The following is a 5,221-nucleotide window of genomic DNA, read 5'->3' on the forward strand; positions in this document are numbered from 1 at the left end:
CTTGAGTTCAATCAATGGGCGCAACACATCGGTTAAATTTCTGTGCTGGTGTTTCATAGTCTAACGTTTTTCTTGGTCTTTCGTTAAGTTGTCTCGCTACACTGCTAAGTTTTTGTTGGCTGTGGACTGATAAGTCGGTACTTTTTGGAAAATACTGCCGTAATAATCGATTGGTGTTTTCATTGGAACCACGTTGCCACGGTGAGTAAGGATCACAAAGATAGACTTTTATATCAGTGGCTAGAGTGAATTGTTTGTGATCTTTTATTTCTCTCCCTCTGTCCCAAGTTAGAGATTTATATAGTTCCTTAGGTAGTTTTTGAGCGTGTTTGATAAGAGCAGCAATCACGGTCGACGTTTTACTATCATCCACTTTTACCAGCATTACGAATCGAGAGTGCATCTCTACTAGTGTTGCTATGTAACTGTTGTTAGAGCCACATATAAGGTCGCCTTCCCAGTGACCAGGTATCGCTCTATCTTCAACTGATGCAGGTCGCTCACTTATAGAAACGGCGTCAGGAATTTTTCCTAGACCTAACCTTTTCAGTGAAGATTGACGCGACTTGCGAACCACTCTTTTTGACCGCAAACACTTTTGCAGCTCTTTCTTTAGAGCGCCTCGCGTCTGAATGAAGAGTGTTTTATAGATGGTTTCGTGAGACACGTACATTTCCTGATTATCGGGGTATTGTCGCTTTAACCAACCCGCAATTTGTTGTGGCGACCATGCCCTTTTAAGCTTAACGGCTATCAGTTTACATAACTCTGGGGATCCAATTAACTTACATGGCTTGGGTCTCAATGCTTCATCCCATGCGCGTTGTTCAGCTTTTACGGCTCGGTAGTGCTTTAACCCACCATTTCTTTTTACTTCACGGCTAATTGTAGATGGTGCTCTGGACAAACGTCTGGCAATTTCTCGAATGGATTGCTTACCGACTAAGCATCTTGATATTTCTTCTCTTTCATCAAGCGAGAGAGACTGTGGATGTCTTTTTCGTTCTGGTGGCCGATACCCACCAGTTTGATAAATAGTTGGCATAATAGAAGAGTGAAAGCGATCAAACATTCTAGCGATATCATGCAGCGAATCACCTCGCTTATATCTGTCCCAAATAAGTGCTTTCTGTTCTGGTGAGTAATAGATACGTTTTCTTTGTTTCATGGCAACATTCCTCCTTTAATAAGGATAGCGTTGCACTCACCAATTGAACTCAAGGCGTTCAGTCAGCTCCGTATAAAAACATCGTGAAGTAATTCGTTTTTAGCCCTTCGTGCAATCAGTCATTCGAGTTTTCTGAATAGCTCCACTCTCTTTCGTAGTAGCAATAGCACTCTTATAACTTTGAGTGCTGTATAGTATTCTGGTTAAAGTTCTCCATGGCAGGTGAGTATTACAATGACGTATATTTTAAAAGCAAAAATAAAAAACTTTAAAAAATTCAGAGAGTATGAGGTTCAATTTGACCCTAAAAGAAACATTCTGATTGGGGACAATGAAGCAGGAAAAAGCTCTATATTGACAGCTATTGAACTTGTATTGAGTGGTAGTAGAAGTAAGGTAGAAAGCTTGGGTATTGAAGCTTTGCTTAATGCAAGCGTTGTTTCAGAGTTTCTAGCGGGTGAGAAAAGTATAGACAGCCTCCCGAGGCTTCATGTTGAGTTATTTCTCAACGAAGCTGATAACCCAGACCTCAACGGTAGAAACAATAGTGATGGAGTTTATTCTGACGGGCTTCAACTGATTTGTGAACCAAATGAGGAGTTAAGCGCGGAGATCCGGCAGGTTTTGGACTCTGAAGGTGACAACTTTCCATTCGAATTCTACATGGCCAAGTTTATTACGTTCAATGGTGACTCATATTCCAGTTATCGAAAGTTTTTACGCTTTTTATTAATTGATAGCACTCAAATCAACAACGAGTACGCAAACAGTCAGTATGTTAAAGCCATGTATGAAGCTACCGTAGAGCAACCTGTACGTTACAGTTTAATGAACGAATATAGACAGCAAAAAAATGCTTTCAGGGATACTCAACTAAATGCCATTAATGATGATTTGGAAGGATACGATTTTATTATCCGTTCTAGCTCAAAGTTCAATTTGGAAACTGACTTAACCCTATCAGAGGAAGGCATTCCTATTGAAAATCGCGGTAAAGGGAAGCAGTGCTTTATAAAAACAGAGTTCGCACTAAGAGAGCGTGACGAAGGCAAGAGAATAGATGTCTTGTTACTAGAAGAGCCTGAGAATCACCTCAGCCACACCAGCATGTATAAGTTAATAAGTCAGGTAGAGAAAGCTCATAATAATCAGGTGATAATTGCAACCCACAGTAGCCTAATTAGCTCTAGGTTAGATTTAAGGAAGTCGATCTTGCTGAATAGTGGAGCAACCAGACCTGCTACTTTGAAAGACCTCACCAAGGATACGGCTAAGTTTTTTGCGAAAGCCCCTAACCATAACATCTTGGAACATGTCCTTTCTGAAAAAGTGATACTTGTTGAGGGTGATGCGGAATATATTCTGATGGAGTGCCTATACGAGCGAACTAAAGGTCATCCACCAAGTGAGGATGGAATTCATGTAATCTCAGTTGGGGGGACTAGCTTTAAACGATATATGGAAGTTTCGAAGTTGTTGAGCATTAGAACGGCGGTGATCCGTGATAATGACAGTGACTATCAGAAAAACTGTATAGACAATTATCGTGATTATCAGGCAGATTGTATAACTGTCTGCGCTGATCCAGATAACACAAGAACAACTTTTGAAATATGCATGTATCAGGATAATAGAGATATATGCGACGACTTATTTTCAGGCGGAAAAATCCAATTAACACCGCAACAGTATATGTTAAATAACAAAACTACCGCAGCATTTAGGTTACTTGATGAGAAAGCGAATGAAATCATTGTGCCTCAATACATTAGAGAGGCCATTGAATGGATAAGCGAGTAGTATTAGCAGTTGCAGGGTCGGGCAAAACACAACATATAATCGATAAATTAGACATCAATAGTCGTGCGCTGGTCGTTACTTACACTGTAAATAATACTACTAATCTGAAGAAGCGTATTTTAGCCAAATTTGGAGTAATGCCTAAAGGTGTACGTGTTTACACCTATTTTTCGTTCCTAATATCGTTCTGCGTGCGGCCTATCGTTGGTAACGACGTTAAGATAAAGGGGGTTAGCTATAGTGAACCGCCTAGATTTGCGAAACGCAACACTCACGAACATTACGTCGGCCAAGGTGACCGACTTTACCATAACCGTATTGCGAAGATGATGATGGATTGTGATGGTCTGTCTGACATCTCTGAGCGCATTGGCAAGTACTTTGATTTCTTCTGCGTAGATGAAGTTCAAGATTTCGCAGCTAATGACTTCAATTTGCTTTGTGAGTTGTCGAATATGGACGTGGAAATATTATTCGTTGGTGACTTTTTCCAACATACTTTTGATACTAGCCGCGATGGTAATATTCAAAAAAACCTACACGACAACTACGAAGCATATCTTACCAAGCTCAAAGATTCAGGATACACAATCGACTTAGATACACTCTCCCACAGCTATAGATGTAGCCCTACAGTTTGCAGATTTGTGACCGAGAAAATTGGCATCACAATAAGCTCCCATCGAAGAGATGAAGTTAATATTACCCTAGTTGAAGATGCTGAACATATAAATAGGTTATTCTCTGACGACTCCGTCGTTAAATTGTTTTTTAAAGAAAGCTACAAGTACATTGGAAGGACTGATAATTGGGGAAATACTAAGGGCTTGGATGATTTCGCTGACATCTGCATAGTTCTAAACTCGACCACATTTACAGCTTATACAAAAGGACGATTGGCTACTTTGGCACCATCGACGTTAAATAAACTATACGTAGCGTGTACAAGAGCTAAAGGTAATGTTTACTTTGTCTCACAACGATTACTAGACGGGCATAAGAAGTAGATTATATGTCCGCTTAACGTACAAATGATACTACGGGGCTCGGTCCATAATCTAATGAAATTCCCCCACATAGATAGATGCCGTAAACTTCCGGAATACCCTAGTGCTCCAAAGCACATAATACAACTCGCGGTAATACACTGACGGTCATCAACAGGTCCATATTCAAAAATACGGCTAAATTCGCTGTTCAGGCGTTCTGAATTTCCTAATAATTGTCCAACATGTCTATGACATCATGTTTTTGGTGAACTATGACGAGGGCGCAACTTCCGTGCTTTGAGTTACATCCTTTCGCCCAATAGTTCCTCGGTGTTTATGGGGCTCGATATGTCTAAGCCAATATACATTTGCAGTACTGAACTGATTTAAGTCGGTGGCCTCAGTATCGATTTGCAGAAAGTCATTTGCGATTAGGAAAGACAAAGCAGGTTTAATATCATTTCGTTGTACAGCAGCGTATTGGGTGATTTTTTCATACCCGAGCTTAGTGTACCCTATCTGACTATCTCTAAATGCAACAACGACTAAATAAATTTTAAGAGCGTTTAATTCAACTTTGCTTCTTAATTTGAATGACTCAAAAACTTTTACCTTTGAAAGTTTTTTGTCATATAGCCCTTTAGCTGGCAACTTACCCCATCTTGCTCCCTCGGCAAGACCTATTATTGTGAAGATATTAGGTCTCTTATTAGTACTCACCTTTATGAGTGAAAGGCTCTCAAGAACTCTTATACCATTAGAGACCTTCGTTCTACTTATGCCCAACAATTCTGTGAGCTTATCGTAAGACATTTGGGTATCACCCAATCGCCCATTCGCTAAACTATCTTTGTCGCTAGCATGATGAGACAAAACTATAAGTAACATAAGGGCAGCAATGTAATCTGACTTGGCGTCTCCACTCCATTTCATTTTATGCAGTGGAGAATCCGCAACATCTAAAAACCTAACACTGGGTATTTTTGTCCATTCAAGCATTACTTACTCTCCTTAGCTTTGGCTGGTTCCAATACTTTTACCACTATTCGCAATGCACAAAACACCACTACCAACGAAAAACCGACTATTAGTAGCGCAAGCTGCTCCATAGGTAGACTCAATATTAATTTGAATAAATTAGTTAACTCACTCATTTGCTGTTCCTAATAGGGGTTCTAGGGATTTTCCCCTCTAAAAAGACATAATCCTCTGTAGACCACACCAATAAATGGCTGCGGAGGTGGTTTACTTTCAGCTTGGAGCC

5 protein-coding genes are annotated in these 5,221 nt (G+C 40.1%); 2 read left to right on the top strand and 3 right to left on the bottom strand.

All coding sequences use genetic code 11. The features are described from left to right. Window positions 1–7: 7 nt before the first annotated feature. Window positions 8–1,168, bottom strand: coding sequence for an IS30 family transposase (locus MHM99_RS20860; protein WP_239220448.1), 1,161 nt, complete (start codon window positions 1,166–1,168; stop codon window positions 8–10). A 234-nt stretch (window positions 1,169–1,402) separates the two neighbouring features. On the opposite strand from MHM99_RS20860, the gene MHM99_RS20865 reads away from it, so the two are divergent. Both MHM99_RS20865 and MHM99_RS20870 read left to right on the top strand, forming a co-directional pair. Next, on the top strand, window positions 1,403–2,968 hold the full coding sequence (locus MHM99_RS20865) for an AAA family ATPase (RefSeq protein WP_239220449.1): 1,566 nt from the start codon (window positions 1,403–1,405) through the stop codon (window positions 2,966–2,968). Then, window positions 2,953–3,975 (top strand): AAA family ATPase, encoded by a 1,023-nt coding sequence (locus tag MHM99_RS20870; protein ID WP_239220450.1) that lies wholly within the window; start codon window positions 2,953–2,955, stop codon window positions 3,973–3,975. The genes MHM99_RS20865 and MHM99_RS20870 overlap by 16 nt, the downstream gene beginning before the upstream one ends. 252 nt (window positions 3,976–4,227) lie before the next feature. On the opposite strand, the gene MHM99_RS20875 is transcribed toward MHM99_RS20870, so the two are convergent. Beyond that, window positions 4,228–4,956: a hypothetical protein gene (locus MHM99_RS20875; RefSeq protein WP_239220451.1), complete on the bottom strand. Its 729-nt coding sequence runs from the start codon at window positions 4,954–4,956 to the stop codon at window positions 4,228–4,230. Further along, on the bottom strand, window positions 4,956–5,111 hold the full coding sequence (locus MHM99_RS20880) for a hypothetical protein (RefSeq protein ID WP_239220452.1): 156 nt from the start codon (window positions 5,109–5,111) through the stop codon (window positions 4,956–4,958). Before MHM99_RS20880 ends, MHM99_RS20875 begins: the two co-directional genes overlap by 1 nt. Window positions 5,112–5,221: the final 110 nt, after the last annotated feature.

The sequence above is a fragment of the Alteromonas sp. MmMcT2-2 genome, from assembly GCF_022348305.1.
In the GTDB taxonomy this organism is placed as follows: domain Bacteria; phylum Pseudomonadota; class Gammaproteobacteria; order Enterobacterales; family Alteromonadaceae; genus Alteromonas; species Alteromonas macleodii.